The sequence below is a fragment of the Streptomyces sp. NPDC058326 genome (assembly GCF_042879855.1).
Taxonomy (GTDB): domain Bacteria; phylum Actinomycetota; class Actinomycetes; order Streptomycetales; family Streptomycetaceae; genus Streptomyces.
The window spans coordinates 73,012-88,018 of record NZ_JBHVZO010000010.1; the positions used below are offsets into that span (position 1 = coordinate 73,012).

Sequence of the window (15,007 nt, forward strand, 5' to 3'; positions counted from 1 at the left end):
GTGTGCCTTACCCTGTCGGGGCTTCGACCGTTCGAGCCAAGGGTGGGGATCCGCATGGCGACGCGCACGACCGACGACACGGAACCAGGGCGAGAGCGGTGGCTGCCGGGCCGTCGGGGGGCGGGGCGAAGGCTCCGCCCGCTGCTCGCGGCCGTCACGGCGCTGCTCATCGTCGGTCTCGCCACGAGCTGCTCCGCCCCGGGCGGCTCGCTGCGCGTCGTCTGGGAGGCTCCGGTGGACAACGGCGCCAGGGACTACGGCAATGGGGCCTGGCTGGTCGGCGACACGCTCGTCCGCAGCCGGTACGACGCGGTCACCGCCTTCGGCGCGAGGACGGGCGAGGGGCGGTGGGAGTACGCGCCCCCCGGGCAGGAGCACATCTGCGCCGTCAGCCGCCGCACGGCCGGCTCCGTCGTCCTGATCGCCCGGGGAAGCGTGATGGACGAGGGCTGCACGACCGTCGCCGCTCTCGACCTCACGACCGGCCGCGAACGGTGGCACACGCCCCGCACCCCCGGGGGAAACCTGACCGAGACGTTCACGGACATGGTCGCCGTCGGCGGCGGGATCGCCGTCCTGCGGGACGCCGACGACATGTGGACCATCGACGACGACCTGTGGACCCCCGACGCCCGGCCCGCCGTCGCCGGAACGAAGGCCCTGCGCGCCTTCGACCTGCGGACCGGTGCCCCGCGCTGGACGGCCGCCGTCCCTGAGGGCTGTGTGCCCGAGCAGGTCGCCGCCGGGGAGCGGCGGGTCGTCGCCGTACTCGCCTGTGGCCGCACCGAACTGCGGCTCGCCGCTTTCGACCCGGCCGACGGCGGGCAGCGGTGGACCGCGCCCCTCGGCGGCCGGACGCCGCCGGCACCGGACGGGCAGGTGACCCTGCTGTCGGCCGAGCCGGCGGTCGTGCAGATCGGTGGAACGACGGAGGGCGGGCAGGGCGCCTTCCTCCTCTTCGGCGAGGACGGGAAGGCGGCCGGCCGGATCGAGACCACCGGCGGATACGGAACCATCCAGGCGCATACACCGGCCCTCGTGGCCGTCGTGGACGGGCGGCTCTACGCCGGGGCCGAGATCAGGGAGCGCAAGGCGTACCGGGACCGGGTGGTCGCCTTCGACCTCGCGAGCGGCAGCCAGGTCTGGCTGGAGGACGTGGCCGTCGCGGGCGGTCTGCGCGCCCTCGACGTGGCCGGTGGCCGGGTGACCGTCCTCGCGGACCGCGGCCGACGGCAGGGCGGCCACGACGAACTGGTGGTGCTCGACGCGGCCACCGGTGACGAGAAGGAGAGCATCGACACGGGGATCGACGTGGACCAGGGGAAGGGTGAGCTGGCGGGCGTGCGCGTGTACCAGGATCTGGTCGTCGCCGTGCGGTGGGACTGGGGCGTGCGCCCCTTCTCGGCGTACGTGCGCGAGTGACGGCTCAGACACCCCCCTTAGGGCTTCGTCGTCCTCGGGGTGAGGCGGCAGCGGGCCGGGCCCGCTGCCTGGAGGGTGATCGCCGGGGTGACCGGCACCTCGGTGTCGACCGCCTCGAAGCCGTACCGCTGGAGGACCATCGCCAGGGCGATGACCGACTCCAGCATCGAGAAGTGCTGGCCTATGCAGGCGCGCGGACCGCCGCCGAAGGGGAACCAGGCGTACCGGGGGCGGGCGGCCTCCGCCTCGGGCGTGAAGCGGTCGGGGTCGAAGCGCTCCGCGTCCTCCCAGTAGTCGGGGTGACGGTGGGTCACCCAGGGGGCGACGATGACGTCGGCGCCCGCGGGGATGGTGACCCCGCCGATCTCGGTGGTCGCGACGGCGCGTCGTCCGATGACCGGAGCCGCGGGGAAGAGCCGCATGGCCTCCTTGAGGACCTGGGTGACGTAGAGCAGCGCGTCGAGGTCCGCGGCGCCGGGGGTACGGCCGGCGAGGACCCGGTCCACCTCCTCGTGGGCCTTCTTCTGCTCCTCCGGGTGGAGGGCGAGGAGGTGGAGGGCGAAACCGAGGGAGGTGGCGGTGGTCTCGTGGCCGGCGAGCAGGAAGACGAGGACCTGCTCGCGCAGTTCGGTCGCGTCGAAGCTGCCGTCCTCGGCGCTCTCGGCCTCGGCGAGGAGGGTGAGGAGGTCGTCGCCCTCGCCGGGGGCCCGGCCGGAGGCCCGCCGTTCGGCGATGATGCGGTCGCAGACCTGGTAGAGCGCCTCGTGGACGGCGGCGGCCCTGCGGTTGCCGGGGGTGGGCCAGTCGCGGGGGACGTTGACCGGGGAGTAGCCGCGGCGCAGGACGTAGGCGCCGAGTTCGGGGAAGCTGCGCTCGACGATCTCGACGGCGGCGTCGACGTCGGTGCCGAAGAGGATGCGGGCGACGGCGCGCAGGGCGAGGCGGGCCATCTCCTGGAGGACGTCGACGGATTCGGCTGCGCCGTCCCGCCATTCGCCGGTGAGGGTGGTGACCTCGGCGGCGACGGCCGAGGCGTAGCCGTCGACGCGGCGGCGGGTGAAGAGGGGCTGGACGAGCCGGCGCTGGCGGAGGTAGTCCTCGTCCTGGCTGGTGAGCAGGCCGTTGCCGAAGGACTCGCGGACCTCCTGGTAGAAGCGGTTGTCCTTGCGGAAGTTGGCGGATTCCCCGGCGAGGACCTGCTGCGCGCCGTCCGCGGAGAAGACCCCGTAGACGACGGCGCGGATCCCGGGTGGTCCCGCGGTGATGCGTACGACGTCACCGTGCTCGCGGCGGGCGCGGAGGAAGGTGCCCAGGGAGTCGTTCTTGAGGTCGAACATCGTACGCATCATCGAGGTACTCCCGGATCTAGGCTTCCCCATCTGCGTCTTCGCAGGCCGAGGCACGTTTTCTCACCCTGCGACGAGTCGCATGCCCGGGCTCTCGCGCGGGACGTCCGGCGACGGCCCCAGCGAGGGCGTCCCCACCGGGGCCGAGTGGAGTGGTCACGGGGCCGCCGTGCTTCGCGGCGACCGGGGCAGCAGCACGATCAGCGCCATGCTCAGCATAATGGCCACCCCGGACCCGAAGAAGGCGTGCGCATAGCCCGAGGTCAGTGCCTCCGGGCCGGTTTCGCCCCGATCGGTGCGGCCCGCGGCGAAGGACGACAGGACGGACAACCCGAGTGCACCGCCCATGGTGCGCGAGGTGTTGACGAGACCGGCCACGGCGCCCGACTGTTCCAGGGGAACCCCCGCGGTGGCGAAGACCGACTGGACGGTCATCATCACGCCGGCACCGAAGGAGAACGCGATGCCGGGGCCGAGCAGGGTGACCAGGAAGCTGCCGTCGGCCTCCATGGTCGCCTGCCAGAAGAAGCCCGCCGCCGTCAGCACACTGGCGAGCGCGAGGAGCGTGCGTCCGCCGACCCAGCGCATCATCCGGGGCGCGAGCTGGGCGGAGAGGACGACGGCGAGGGTATGCGGCAGCAGCGCGAGCCCGGTCTCCATGGCCGAGTACTTCAGCACGTTCTGCATGTAGAGCGACAGGAAGAACCACATCGCGTAGAGGGCCATGCCGCTGACGAGCGTGATGACGTTGGCCACGGAAACCGACCGCACGCGGAAGATCCCGAGCGGGACCAGCGGCTCCGGCGCGCTGCGCTCCACGCCGAAGAACGCCGCCAGCGCGGCGACGCCGAGGAACAGGAACGACAGGGCCCGCGCCGATCCCCAGCCGTGCGACTCCGTCTGGGAGATGCCGTAGGCCACGCTGCCCGCGCCGAGCGTCGCCAGGACGGCTCCGGGAACGTCGAGCCGGCGCCGGACCGCCTTACCCGTCCGGCTCTCCGCGAGCCACAGCGCCGACGCCACGATCACCGTCAGCCCCAGCGGAACGTTGATCAGCAGGACCCAGCGCCAGGAGAGGAAGTCGGTGAGTACGCCCCCGATGAGTCCACCGGCCGCGCCGCCGCCCGTTCCCACAGCCGTCCAGATCGCGATCGCGCGGACGCGTCCTGCGCCCTCCGCGAAGGTCGTGGTGAGGATCGCGAGGGTGGCGGGCGACAGCACGGCCGCGCCGAGGCCCTGCAACGCGCGGGCCACGATCAGCATCCACGACGAGGTCGCCAGCCCGCCCATCAGGCTGGCCGCGGTGAAGATCCCGAGCCCGACGAGATACACGCCCTTGCGGCCGAACAGGTCGGAGGCCCGGCCGCCGAACAACAGGAATCCGGCGAAGGTGATCACATACGCGTTGACCACCCATTGCAGGCTTCCCTCACCGATGTCGAGCCCGGCGCGGATGGACGGCAACGCGACGTTGATAACCGAGATGTCGAGGACGACGACGAACTGTCCTACGCACGCGGCGAATACGGCGATCCACGCGGATCCGCCCCGGCGTAAGTCGGCCCGGACGGAGTCCACTTCGGAAGTCATGTGTGACATGACCCGCCATTGTGCCGGTGGTTCGCGGGCCGACGGTCACATCGCGCCATCTCAGCGGCCGGGTCGCACGGCCACGACGAGGAGATGGCCGAACTCCTCGACGTCCGTCATGTCGGCCGGATCGAACTGCTCCACCAGTTCGCCGCCGTAATCGGCCGCGAGCTGCCGCGCGGAGCCGTTGATGCGCGCGGACAGCTCGATGAAGGTACGGCGCAGGGTGGGTCCACTGATGTCGGTCAGCTCGTCGAACCACAGTCCGGCCTGGCGCAGCAGGGGCGGGTAGTCCTCCGCCTGGACCATCGTCATCATGAACTCGCGCAGATACCGCTCGACGGCGGGCCGCCCCGCGTCGGGGATCGGTGCGCGTTCGAAGAAGTCGGTGAGCACGAGCCGTCCGCCCGGCCGGAGCACCCGGGCGACCTGACGCAGGACGCGGGCCCGGTCGGGCATGTGGATGATGGACTCCAGGGCGATGACGGCATCGAAGGAGCCGGCGGCGAACGGCAGGTCCATCGCGTCGGCCCGTTCGAACCGGACCCGGTCCGTCAGATCGCGGTCGGCGGCCAGCACCGTGGCCCGCTCGACCTGCTTGTGACTGATGGAGATGCCGGTGACGTCCGCGCCCGTGCGGTCGGCGATGCGGAGGGCGGGGCGGCCCGTACCGCAGCCGAGATCGAGCACCCGGGAGCCGGGGCCGACGCGCAGACGGTCCGTCATCAGGTCGGTCAGCCGGTCGGTGGCCTCCGCCAGAGGCACGGGGCTGTCCGGGGCGTCCCAGTACCCGAAGTGCAGATTCTCGCCCAGCGTGGCACTGCCGAGGTCGGTGTAGCGGTCATAGAGCCGGCCGACCTCGTCGGGGACGGGCAGGGTGGGCGGAGCGGGCTGCTGTGCCATGGGACGCCTCTCTGTTCTGCGGAGTTCGGGTCGGTCGGGGCTGGACTTCGGTGGACTCAGGTCAGACGGAGGTCCTGGTAGACGGCGTCGGCGATCCGGAGGATGCGCTCACGGTGCCGCTCGTGCTCCACCTTGCCGTTCAGATGGACGGCTACGGTGAGCCGGGCCTCCGGGTCGGCGAAGACGACCGCGGTCCACAACCCGTCGTGGCCGAAGGCGCGCGGCGAGGCATGACGCGAGAAGCTCGTGTACTCGGGGCCGAGCGAACGGCATTCGAGACGGAATCCGAAACCCCAGTCGGCGTTTCCGTACCGGTCGGTCAATCCGGTGCGATGGCGGGCGGTGAGCGCGGCCGCGGTCGTCGGCGCCAGGACGCGTCCGCCGGGGGCGCTTCCGCCGTCCAGCACCATCTCGAACAGGCGACCGAGATCGCTGAGGGGGCCTCGGGTGTTCACTCCGGGGACGCAGCGCGTGGTGGCGCCGCGCGTCGACCAGAAGTAGGTGGGCTGCGGTACGTCACCGAGGTTGGACACGTGGATGAGCGGGAGCCGGTCGCCGTACGCCGCGTACTCCTCGGCGGTCAGACACACCCGGGTGTCGTCCATGCCGCAGGGGCGCAGGATCTGCTGCTCGACGTAGTCGACGTAGTCACGGCCGTCGATGGCGGGCAGGAGACGGGCCAGTACGAACCAGGCCCACCACTGGCTGTAGGCGATGCCGGGCCGGTCTCCGGGACGGCGGGCCGGGACCGGCACGTCGAGGGCGCGCCGCAGCCGTTCCGCGTCGGGGCCCGTCACGACACCGTGCAGCGGGTCCAGGCCGGTGGCCAACGGGCCGGTGTGGCAGAGCAGTTCCATCGCGGTGATGCGGGACTTGCCGTGGGTGCCGAACTCGGGCAGGTACTCGGCGACCGGTCGGTAGGGGTCGAAGTCGCCGGCCTCCCACAGGCGGCCGAGAGCGACCGAAAGCAGTGGTTTGGCACAGCAGTACCACAGGGGTGCGGACCGCGCGGTCATGGCGACGCCGGGCCGGGCCGAACCGAGGCCGACGTCCGCCAGGACCTTGCCGTCCTGGGACACGTAGAACTGCGCTCCCGGGGTGGACGTGCCCACCTCGCGGCCCAGCTCCCGCAGAGCGTCGGGCAAGGTGTCCCCGGCCCGGAGCAAGGCCTCCCGGTCGGCCTGGGCCGTGCCGGCCTCAGGGGTCTCGGTCTCCGGCTCGGACTCGGCCCACGACAGGTGCCCGGGCGGTGGGGCGGTCGCGGCGCGCAGGGCGGCGACATGGCCGCTGCGGTCGCGCTGCAGCGCCGCGTCGATGAAGAACAGCAGGCTGAAGTTGCCGGTGATCGTGACGTCACCCGCTTCCAGCAGCTCCGCGCGTGGCCGCGCGGCGCCGAGCAGGAGCGTGTGAGCGGCGGCGTACGGCAGGGTGATCAGCAGAGCGGGTGGCTCGCCGGCCGCCGGTGTGACCGCGAGCCGGCCGGCCTCCAGGTCGACGTACACGTCGACCGCGGCATGGACGCCGGGAGGCGGGTCGGTGACCGTCAGACGGAGAGCGACGGTGCTGCGCCGGCCCCGGTCGGGTGCGGGAGCCAACCCGGCGGCCAGGAAGAGCCAGGCGTCCGACAGGTAGCCGGCGGTCGCGGTGGGCGTCGCCATGTCTACGCCTCCCCGGTGTCCGTACCGGGGGCGGACGCCTGGACGCGCGGAGCGACCTCTTCGACGACCCGGCGCAGACTCCCGGTCTCCGGGTAGTCGCGGAACCACAGGACGAACTCCTCCACCCCGGCGGCGGCGTAGCGCCCGGCGCGTTCGATGAGCTGTTCGACGGTCCCGTACAGGCTGCGCCGGGCCAGCAGGTCGGGGTGGTGACTCCAGAACGCCACCACATGCGGGGTGGACAGCCATCGGTCCCGGCTCACCCGGTCCTCGAAGACCCGGCACTCGGCGAGGACCGCGTGGCGGGTCCGGGCCGGGTCCAGGCCGAGCTTCTCCCGCCGCACGCCGAACCCGGCGACGGCGTGCGCCACTTCACCGGGTTCGCCCTGCCACTGGACGGCGGCGCACTCGCGGACCGCGGCCTCCGGCAGCAGGTCGGCGACGTCGGGGAGGGCCGCGTTCGCCCGGACCACCAGGGGCAGCCGGGTGTGGACCGGGACGGGTACCGCGTGGGCGCCGGCGAGGGTGACGGTTTCCCCGTCGAGGGTGGTACGGACGCCGGACCACAGGGCCCGCAGCGCCTCGATCGTCTCGGCGAGCGCGGGCCCGGTGCCGCTTCCGGGGCCGGCGGTGCCCGCGGCGACGTGTTCCGTCAGCTGTGGGACGGTGGACAGTCCCAGAGTGAAGCGGCCGCCGGAGATGATGTCGGCGCCCGCCGCCCGCTTCGCGAGCAGGAGGGCGTTGCGGTGGGGCGGGGTCGGGCTGAGCAGTCCCAGGCCGATGCCGGGGACGGTGGCGGCGAGGGCGCCGAGTGCCGTCCAGCTCTCGGTCACCGGTTGTGGTTCTCGGCGCGGCCGCGTGTCCGTGCGGTCCTCGAGCCACAGCGTGTCGTATCCCAGGGTGCGGGCCAGCTCGGCGGTCTCCGTCAGGGTCCGCCAGGCGTCGGTCCCGGAGAGCCCGGCCAGTTCGAGGTGGGTGCCCTGCGGGGCGACAAGGCTCCAGCGCGGGCGTGCGGCCCCCGTGCTCATCGGTCGGCCCCGCCGGGGACGAGCGCCAGCAGGTCGACGGGGTCCTTCAGTACGAAGTCGGGGCGCTCCGCGCGCAGTGGATCCGCTTCGGTCTCCCCCCACAGCGCTGCGGCGGTGGCCGTCCCGGCCGCCCGGCCGCTCTGGATGTCGATGACGGCGTCCCCGACCATCACAGCGTCCTCGGGACCGGCGCCGAGCCGGCGCAGCGCCTCTCGGACGATGTCGGGGGCGGGCTTGGGCCGCGGCACCTCGTCGCTGCCCACGACCGTGTCAAGGAGGGGAAGCAGGCCCACCACCTCCAGGACGGTGCGCGCCCGCGCCCCGGACTTGCCGGTGGCGATGCCCGTGCGAATGCCGGATTCCCGCAGCCGTTTCAACAGCAGGGGGACGTCCGGGTACACCTCGACCTCGGCGACGAGCCGGTGGCTGGCCTCGACGAAGGGCCGCTCCATCCGCAGGGGCAGCCCCATCAGGCGCATGATGTCCGGAAAATATCGTCCTTGATGGGTGCGGTACTCGTCGAAGGGCGGCTCTCCCTCGCCCACGACCTCCCGGTAGGCGGCGGCGAAGGCCTGGCGCATGACCGCGAAGCTGTCGATGAGCACCCCGTCCAGGTCGAAGACCACCGTGGCGAACTCACGCTGAACCGTCATCTGCTCTCCTTTCCCTGCCGGACCTCACTCGGGCGTCCCCCTGTGCGGGGCGGCTCAAGGGCCGGCCACGACCTCGGCGAACACCTCGGCGAGCCGGTCGACGGTGGCCGGGTCGGCGAGCAGTACCCGGTGGTGCAGCCACACGCAGTCGCCGCCGATCTCCTCGGCGACCGGGCAGCGCTTGCCGATCTCGTCGGCGTCGCCGGAGTACGGGCCCTGCCAGTAGCCGGACGTGCGGTAGACGGGAGGGAAGCCGACGAACGCGGGGATGCCGTGCCCGTTCAGCGCGTCCACCACGGCGGTACGGCGCTCGGGCGTCACCCCGGGAAGCCGCACCATGGCCATGTAGTGCGACTTCACGTCACAGCGGTCGTCCCGGCCCTGCGGCACCACACCGGGGATCCGTGCGAGCGCCGCCTCCAGTTGGCGGGAGCGCTGCTCGCGTACGGCGATCTGCGCCTCCAGGCGCGTCAGTTGCGCCCGCAGAACGGCCGCCGAGAACTCGTTCAGGCGGTAGTTGGATCCCTGGGTGAGGTGGGCGTAGACGCGGTCGCCGGGCGGGCGCCCGCAACCGTGCCGCAGATACGCCTGGCGATGGCTCTCCTCGTCCGGCAGCAGCAGGGCGCCGCCCTCGCCGGCCGTCATCAGCTTGCCGTTCTGGAAACTGAACGCCGCCATCGAACCGAACTCGCCCATCCGGCGGCCCCGCCAGCGCGCCGCGTGCGCGTGCGCCGCGTCCTGGAGGACGGCGACCCCGGCCGCCCCGGCGAGCTCCGCCAGTGCGTCGAGGTCCGCGACCTGACCCGCCATGTGCACCGGCATGACGGCCTTGGTGCGCGGGGTGATGAGCCGTGCGGTGGCATCGATGTCGAGACAGTAGGTCTCGGGATGCACGTCGGCGGGCACCGGGACCGCGCCGAGCCGCTGGACGGCGAGCGAGGAGGCGATGAAGGTGAACGCGGGCACGATGACCTCGTCGCCGGGGCCCACGCCGAGGACGGACAGCGCCAGTTCGAGCGCGTGGGTGCCGTTGGTGGTGGCGATGGCGTACGGCGCCCCGTGCAGCTCGGCGAACTCGCGCTCGAAGCTGTCGACTTCGCTGCCGCCGTTGCGCCACCACCCCTCCTGGTCCAAGGCGCGTAACAGGCCTTCGCGTTCCTCTGCACCGGCTTGGGGCCACGCGGGGAACGTCAGGGTGGGCTGAGCCGGAGGGGATGCCATGAACGGGCCTCTCATCGTCTCGGTCGGTGTGCGGCGCGCGGTACGGCGACGACTCCCTGGGCCGCTGCCTGTCCGGCGGCGGCGTACGAAGCGCTGGCCGAAGAGCGAGTCCGTCGGTCGCGGCGACGGGGCGGGGCCTCGGGGCGGCGCTCTGACGAGGGATTCCGGGGCTGGAACGCCCCGGCCGAGCTGCGCTGACGAAAACGGGCAGACTGTGAAGGGCGAGCTGGGTCGCCCGGCGATCCAAATCCTGCAAGCTCCACCGAACCGCGTCAACACCACGACGGAGAGCGCACGGCCGCCGCGGTACGCACGGTTGCTTTTCTGCCAGCCTCGAACCGCCGGTACCCGGCCGGGACATCGGTGTACACCGCGCCGGGGCGGGTATTCTCCGCCTTCTTGCCCGCGCCGGAGGAATGGCCAGAACGCGCACCTCAACCGAAAGGTCATTCCGCCTATCGTGGTGCCCCGCCGACAAGACCGACGATGCCCCGGTCACATTCCCGTGCCGCGCGATCGCGTTTCCTCGCAGGCCGGCGGTCTTTCCGGCCCCGTCCACGGCCCGCGCCGAGGGCTCTGTCCGCGCTGACTTCCCCTCCCGCTCTCCCGCTGACCGCCGGCCCCGCACCGCCGCTCGTACGGTTCACGTTTCCGCTGAAAGGACGCTCTGCCGTGGAAGAGATAAAGGCTCGGTTACGCAGGTTGCTCGTGGACTCACTGGAACTCTCCGTCGAACCGTCCGACGTCCCCGACCACGGACTCGTACAGGCGCTGGGACTGGATTCGATCAACACGATCGAGTTCCTGATCTGGGTCGAGAGTGAATTCGGGGTGGAGATCGCCGACGAGGACCTCTCGATCAAGATGATCGACGACCTCGACCTGCTCGGCGCCTACGTCAAGGACCGCATGGACCGCACCGGCACGCCCACCGCCTGACGAACGGAGACAGCAGACATGGCCGAGCGCGCCCTGATCATCGGGATCGACGGAATGCCACGCACCCTGCTGACCGCGCTCGCGGCGGAAGGCGTCCTGCCCCGCATCGGCGGGCTGCTCGCCGAGGGACACTGCGCGGAGCTGCGGGCTCCGGTGCCGGAGATCAGCTCCACTTCCTGGGCCACCTTCCTCACCGGAACCAACCCCGGCCAGCACGGCATCTTCGGCTTCACCGACCTCATGCCCGACGCGGGCTACCGGATGCACTTCCCGAACCTGGCACATCTGCGCCAACCGCCGTTGTGGGCGCTGACCGCCGCGGCGGGCCGGCGTACGGTGTGCCTCAACGTCCCCGGCACCTATCCCGCCCCGGCCGCCGACTGCGTCGTGGTCTCCGGATTCGTGGCCCCCCGGATGGAACAGGCGGTCACCCCAGCCAGGCTGCTTCCCGTGCTGCGCGACTTCGGCTACGAGCTGGACGTCGAGGTCGGCGACGTGGCGAAGGACCCCGAAGGGTTCCTCGGCCGGGCGGCGCGGGCCCTGCGGGCGCGCACCGACGCCATGGAGCACCTGCTCACGCACGAGCCGTGGGACCTGGGCGTGGCGGTCATCACCGAGACCGACCGGGTGCACCACTTCCTGTGGCGGGCCGTGGCCGACCCCGCCGACCCTCTGCACGGGGCTGTGAGGGACTTCTACCGGCTGGTCGACTCCTGTGTCGGCCGGCTCGTCGACCTGTGCCGGGACGACGACGAGCTCTTCCTCGTCAGCGACCACGGCTTCGGCCCGGTCGACCGGCAGTTCTACGTCAACTCCTGGCTGAGGGAGGCCGGTTACCTGGCCCCACTGAGCGCCGCGCCCACACTCGCGGCCGGCCTCGATGCCCGTACCCAGGCCTTCGCCCTCGATCCCGCGCGGATCTACCTGCACCGCGAGAAGCGGTTCGCGGGCGGCGGGCTCACCGACTCCGAGGCGGAGGCCCTGGCCGAGGAGATCGCCGCCGAACTGTCCGCGCTGCGCAGTGACGGGGAGCGGGTCGGTGCCGAGGTGGACGGTCCCCTGCTCATCTCGCGGGTGTACCGGTCCGAGGAACTGTACGACGGTCCGCTGGTGGATCATTCGGCGGACCTGCTGGCGCTGCCCGCGCCGGGCGTACAGCTGCGCGGCGGCTGGGAGGGCACGGCCCTGCTGCGCTCCGACACGCTGACCGGCACCCACACCAGGGAGGACGCCGTGTTCTACCGGCGGGGAGCCCAGGGGCCGCCGGAGGCCGCCGGGGTGTCCCCTGAGCCGTTCGACATGGTGGACGTGGCGCCGACCGTGCTCGCCTCGATCGGCATCCGGCCGCTGGGTCTCGACGGCAGGGTCGTCCTCGGCGCCGGTGAGGGGGTACGCGAATGAGCCATGTTCTGTTGCTCAACGGTCCCAACCTCGGCACGCTCGGCACCCGCCAGCCGGAGATCTACGGCACCACCACCCCGGCCCGGATCGAGGCCGAGGTGGCCGAGGAGATCGCCGCCCGGGGCTGGCGGCTGGTCGCCGAACAGCGCAACGGCGAAGGCGAGTTGATCGATCTGCTCCAGCAGCACGGCGACGCGGCCGGCGCGCTGGTGAACCCCGGGGCGCTGATGATCGCCGGCTGGGGTCTGCGGGACGCGCTGGCCGACTTCGCCCCGCCCTGGATCGAGGTGCACCTGACCAACGTCTGGGCGCGCGAGAGCTTCCGGCACACGTCCGTCACCGCCCCGCTCGCCGCGGGCGTGGTCATGGGCATGGGCGCCTTCGGCTACCGCCTCGCCGCCCGGGCCCTCACCCAGCTCGTGCCCCTGGGGGACAAGCCGGACTGACCCCCGAAGAGCCCGCCCCCGACCCCCGTACCCCAGAGAGGGAGCAATCCATGCCCCAGCCCGGCAGGGTGGCCGTCATCGGACTCGACTCGGCGACACCGCAGTTCATGTTCGACCGGTTCGCCGAGGACATGCCCGTGCTCAGTGCCTTGCGGCAGCGCTCGCTGTGGGGCCCGATGCGCAGCGTCGACCCGCCCATCACCATGCCGGCCTGGTCGTGCATGATGTCCGGCCGAACGCCGGGCGAACTGGGGGTGTACGGCTTCCGGGACCGTGCGGCCCACGACTACGGCCCGCTCGCCTTCGCCACCTCCCGCAGCATCAAGGCGCCGCGGATCTGGGACGAGATGACGGCCGCGGGCCGGGACAGCGTGGTTCTGGGCGTGCCCGGCACCTATCCGACGACCCCGATCCGCGGCGCGATGGTCTCCTGCTTCCTGGCCCCCTCGGTCCGCGCCGAATACACCTCGCCGCCCGCGCTGCGCGACGAGCTGGAGAAGCTGACCGGCGGCTACTCGCTCGACGTGGAGAACTTCCGCTCGCCCGAGCTCGACCGGGTCTCCCAGCAGATCTTCGATCTCACCGAGCAGCGCTTCAAGGTGGCCCGGCATCTGGCCGCCACCCAGGACTGGGAGTTCTTCTCCTTCGTCGACATGGGCCCGGACCGGCTGCACCACGGCTTCTGGAAGTACTGCGACCCGGAGCATCCCCGCCACGAACCGGGCAACCCCTACGAGAGCCTGTTCCGCGACTACTACCGCGCGTTGGACCGGCACATCGGCGAGTTCCTGGAGTGCCTGCCGGAGAACACCTCCGTCCTGGTGGTCTCCGATCACGGGGCGCAGCCCATGGTCGGAGGGCTGTTCATCAACGAGTGGCTGCGGCAGGAGGGGCTGCTCGTCCTGGCGAAGGAACCGGACGGGCCGACGCCGATGGCTCAGGCGCACGTCGACTGGAAACGGACCACGGCGTGGGCGGAAGGCGGCTATTACGGCCGAATCTTCCTCAACGTGGAGGGCCGCGAGCCCGAGGGCATCGTGCCGGCGCGGGAGTACGACGACACCCTGGACCGGATCGCCGGCGCGCTGGAGCGGCTGCCCGACGACCGGGGTGAGCCGATGGGCACCCGGGCCCTGCGCCCCGAACAGCTCTACCCGGAGGTCAACGGCATCGCCCCGGACCTGCTGGTCTACGTGGGCAACCTGCGCTGGCGCGCGCTGGCCACCCTGGGCATGGGCCAGGGGCTGTACACCACCGAGAACGACACGGGCCCGGACCACGCCAACCACGGCGACACCGGCATCTTCCTGCTCGACTCGCCCGGCGTGACCCCGGGTCCGGCCGACGGCCTGTCGCTGTACGACGTGGCGCCCGCGCTACGGGAGCTGCTGGGGCTGCCGGGAGGCGGACGGCTGCCCGGGTGAGCCGGGGAGACGTGGGCGCGTCATGACGACGGCCGGTCGGCCCGGGAGCCGGCCGGCCGCGCCATGCCTCCCGTACGGGCCAGCAGAACGGCTCCGTGCAGGGAGGCGTCGGCGCCGTGGGCGGCGCGGCGGATCACGGGAGGGACGACGCCGGGACGGGTGAGCCGCTGGGTCTCCGCACGGGTCCGGCCGAGCAGGCCCGGTGTTCCGTGACCGAATCCACCGCCTATGCGGATCTCGCGACACTGCAGGAGTTCACCGAGGTTGACGGCCGTGACCGCCAGGGCCGCCGCCGTCTGCCGCAGCGGCCCGGTGGCCCAGGGGCGGTCCTCGGCGAGACCGGTACGGAAGGCCGCCGCGTCCACCGGGGCGCCCCGCAGGGCGGCGGCCCGGAGCAGGGTCGCCGTACCGGAGGCCACGGCCTGGAGGCAGCCGGTGCGCCCGCAGACGCAAGCGGCGCCGCCGGGATCGATCAGCATGTGACCGATCTCGGCGGCGCCGCCGGACGGGCCGGTGTGCAGCCGCCCACCGAGGACGATGCCGCCGCCCACGCCGGTGCCCAGGCCGAGATAGGCCAGGTCGGGCACGCCGGTACGGGCGGCTTCCGCGAGGGCGGCCAGGTTTCCGTCGTCCTCCCAGACCACGGGGACCTCCGGCAGCACCCGTTCCAGCACCGCGTCGAGGCGCAGCGCGGTCCAGCTGGGCCGGGAGGGCCAGGCGGTGATCCTGCCCTCCCGTACCGTGGCCGGCAGTGCGAGGCCGGCCGCCCGTATGCCGGCGAGCCCGCCGAGGCGGGCGTCCGCCGCGATCCGGGACACCGCGGAGGCGAGCGTGTCGAGATCGGCGTCGGCGTCGCCGTCCCGGGGCCAGGAGAACCGGAGCCGGACCGGATCCGCGGAGTCGGGCCGCTCCAGGAGCAGCGCGACCTTCGTGCCACCGATGTCGATCCCGAGGTACGGCACGGACCGGCTCCTCC

At 72.4% G+C, this 15,007-nt stretch carries 13 protein-coding genes; 5 read left to right on the top strand and 8 right to left on the bottom strand.

Features of this window, described 5'->3' with window-relative positions; genetic code table 11:
• The first annotated feature begins 54 nt into the window (after positions 1-54).
• A complete protein-coding gene (locus tag ACFVYX_RS19720) occupies positions 55-1,422 on the top strand; it encodes a PQQ-binding-like beta-propeller repeat protein (protein ID WP_389682664.1) in 1,368 nt (455 codons plus the stop codon).
• 17 nt (positions 1,423-1,439) lie between these two features.
• On the opposite strand, the gene ACFVYX_RS19725 is transcribed toward ACFVYX_RS19720, so the two are convergent.
• From ACFVYX_RS19725 to ACFVYX_RS19755, 7 genes are all read right to left on the bottom strand, one after another.
• Positions 1,440-2,771, bottom strand: a complete 1,332-nt coding sequence (locus tag ACFVYX_RS19725) for a cytochrome P450 (protein WP_389682665.1) — start codon at positions 2,769-2,771, stop codon at positions 1,440-1,442.
• 153 nt (positions 2,772-2,924) lie between these two features.
• On the bottom strand, positions 2,925-4,358 hold the full coding sequence (locus ACFVYX_RS19730) for an MFS transporter (protein WP_389682666.1): 1,434 nt from the start codon (positions 4,356-4,358) through the stop codon (positions 2,925-2,927).
• 60 nt (positions 4,359-4,418) lie between these two features.
• Positions 4,419-5,261: an SAM-dependent methyltransferase gene (locus ACFVYX_RS19735; RefSeq protein ID WP_389682667.1), complete on the bottom strand. Its 843-nt coding sequence runs from the start codon at positions 5,259-5,261 to the stop codon at positions 4,419-4,421.
• A gap of 56 nt (positions 5,262-5,317) precedes the next feature.
• Complete coding sequence (locus ACFVYX_RS19740) at positions 5,318-6,919, bottom strand: serine hydrolase domain-containing protein (protein ID WP_389682668.1); 1,602 nt, start codon at positions 6,917-6,919, stop codon at positions 5,318-5,320.
• 2 nt (positions 6,920-6,921) lie between these two features.
• Positions 6,922-7,947, bottom strand: a complete 1,026-nt coding sequence (locus ACFVYX_RS19745) for an LLM class flavin-dependent oxidoreductase (RefSeq protein WP_389682669.1) — start codon at positions 7,945-7,947, stop codon at positions 6,922-6,924.
• Entirely contained in the window at positions 7,944-8,600 is a 657-nt protein-coding gene (locus ACFVYX_RS19750) for an HAD-IA family hydrolase (protein WP_389682670.1), read from the bottom strand. The genes ACFVYX_RS19745 and ACFVYX_RS19750 overlap by 4 nt, the downstream gene beginning before the upstream one ends.
• 54 nt (positions 8,601-8,654) lie before the next feature.
• Positions 8,655-9,821 carry an aminotransferase class I/II-fold pyridoxal phosphate-dependent enzyme gene (locus tag ACFVYX_RS19755; RefSeq protein WP_389682671.1) on the bottom strand — a complete coding sequence of 389 codons (1,167 nt, stop codon included), beginning with the start codon at positions 9,819-9,821 and terminating at the stop codon, positions 8,655-8,657.
• A gap of 486 nt (positions 9,822-10,307) precedes the next feature.
• Between ACFVYX_RS19755 and ACFVYX_RS19760 the strand changes: the two genes are divergently transcribed.
• The 4 genes from ACFVYX_RS19760 to ACFVYX_RS19775 are packed head-to-tail and all read left to right on the top strand — an operon-like array spanning position 10,308 to position 14,031.
• Positions 10,308-10,760: a phosphopantetheine-binding protein gene (locus ACFVYX_RS19760; protein WP_389682856.1), complete on the top strand. Its 453-nt coding sequence runs from the start codon at positions 10,308-10,310 to the stop codon at positions 10,758-10,760.
• Positions 10,761-10,778: 18 nt separating this feature from the next.
• Positions 10,779-12,161 carry an alkaline phosphatase family protein gene (locus ACFVYX_RS19765; RefSeq protein WP_389682672.1) on the top strand — a complete coding sequence of 461 codons (1,383 nt, stop codon included), beginning with the start codon at positions 10,779-10,781 and terminating at the stop codon, positions 12,159-12,161.
• Positions 12,158-12,607: a type II 3-dehydroquinate dehydratase gene (locus tag ACFVYX_RS19770; protein WP_389682673.1), complete on the top strand. Its 450-nt coding sequence runs from the start codon at positions 12,158-12,160 to the stop codon at positions 12,605-12,607. The genes ACFVYX_RS19765 and ACFVYX_RS19770 overlap by 4 nt, the downstream gene beginning before the upstream one ends.
• A 50-nt stretch (positions 12,608-12,657) precedes the next feature.
• Positions 12,658-14,031: an alkaline phosphatase family protein gene (locus ACFVYX_RS19775; protein ID WP_389682674.1), complete on the top strand. Its 1,374-nt coding sequence runs from the start codon at positions 12,658-12,660 to the stop codon at positions 14,029-14,031.
• 20 nt (positions 14,032-14,051) lie between these two features.
• On the opposite strand, the gene ACFVYX_RS19780 is transcribed toward ACFVYX_RS19775, so the two are convergent.
• Positions 14,052-14,993 (bottom strand): ROK family protein, encoded by a 942-nt coding sequence (locus tag ACFVYX_RS19780; protein ID WP_389682675.1) that lies wholly within the window; start codon positions 14,991-14,993, stop codon positions 14,052-14,054.
• Positions 14,994-15,007: the final 14 nt, after the last annotated feature.